The following is a 1175-nucleotide window of genomic DNA, read 5'->3' on the forward strand; positions in this document are numbered from 1 at the left end:
GAGGGTATCTTACTAGCGAATTAGGAAATGATGATCGGCGGAAACATGAATTTAAATTGACAGACAAGGGTCAGCAACTTTATAAAGTTGCCTTGAACCGTGTGACAATGCAGATGATGGACGAATACCATCTTATTTTAAAACAGTTAGGTATTAATACGGATTAGAAGATAGCTGTACTTACATTTTTTAAAGATTTGTAGATTGCAAATTTAATCCGAATTTTTGGACAAATTTGTCAGCATAACCTGATAAGGTGTTTGCCAGTCGAGTATTTTAAGCGGTCGCTGGTTAATTTGGAGTAACGTCGTCGTTAAATCTTGAGCACTAATGTGCTCAAAACGAGTCCCTTTAGGATAAAAATAACGTAAATTCCGATTAAAGCGTTCATTACTACCACGTTCAGCTGGCGTATAAGCATGGCAGTAATAGGTCTTAATACCATATTGTGATTCAAGTGATACTAGCCCACTAAACTCAGTGCCACGGTCCACAGTAAAGCTGTGCACCGGACCATTAAAAGTGGTTAGGAACTTAGTTAGTGCTTCATTAACAGTCGCTGTCGTCCGATCTTTTAACCGGTATGCCCAAAGGAACCGTGATTTTCGATCGATTAAAGTTAATAAAACTGCCTTACTATGCCCACGAGGACCAACGACTGTATCTAGTTCAAAATCGCCGATGCGATTACGTTGATTAATCATCATGGGACGCTGTTCAATTGATCGCCCCAAAGATTGCTTATATTTGGATCGTTGGTCAACGTTACGCCGTTGGCGTACGCCATGTTCAGGTAGATCATTCAAGGAGAAACCAATTCTCCCCCGATTTAACCAATTGTAAATAGATTTAGTAGCTAGTTTAAATTCGTGAGCAATCATTTCCGGTGACCAGCTTAGGCGCAAATGGTTGAGAATTATTTGCTTTAATTCGTCGCTCAGTTTAGTTTTCCGACCACATCGTGATCGCTTGTATTCGGCATCTGTTTGTGCTAATTCAGCCTGATAAGGTTGACATTGAGATAATTCATAAGAAATTGTGGACGGTGATCGGTTCAGCCGATCGCCCATTTGGATATTGGACAGCCCTAGTTCACAAAAGGTTTCGATTTTAATTCGTTCGGAATAGGTTATACTAGACAAAAGATCAGCTCCTAAAAGATGGGTTTGTGGTAA

The 1175-nt window shown here is 40.0% G+C and carries 1 protein-coding gene; it reads right to left on the bottom strand.

Going from position 1 to position 1175, the window contains the following annotated elements; translation table 11 throughout:
- Nucleotides 1-212: 212 nt before the first annotated feature.
- Nucleotides 213-1142, bottom strand: a complete 930-nt coding sequence (locus FYJ64_RS11280) for an IS30 family transposase (RefSeq protein ID WP_154575214.1) — start codon at nucleotides 1140-1142, stop codon at nucleotides 213-215.
- Nucleotides 1143-1175: the final 33 nt, after the last annotated feature.

It is taken from the genome of Hornefia butyriciproducens (assembly GCF_009695915.1).
Classification (GTDB): domain Bacteria; phylum Bacillota; class Clostridia; order Peptostreptococcales; family Anaerovoracaceae; genus Aminicella; species Aminicella butyriciproducens.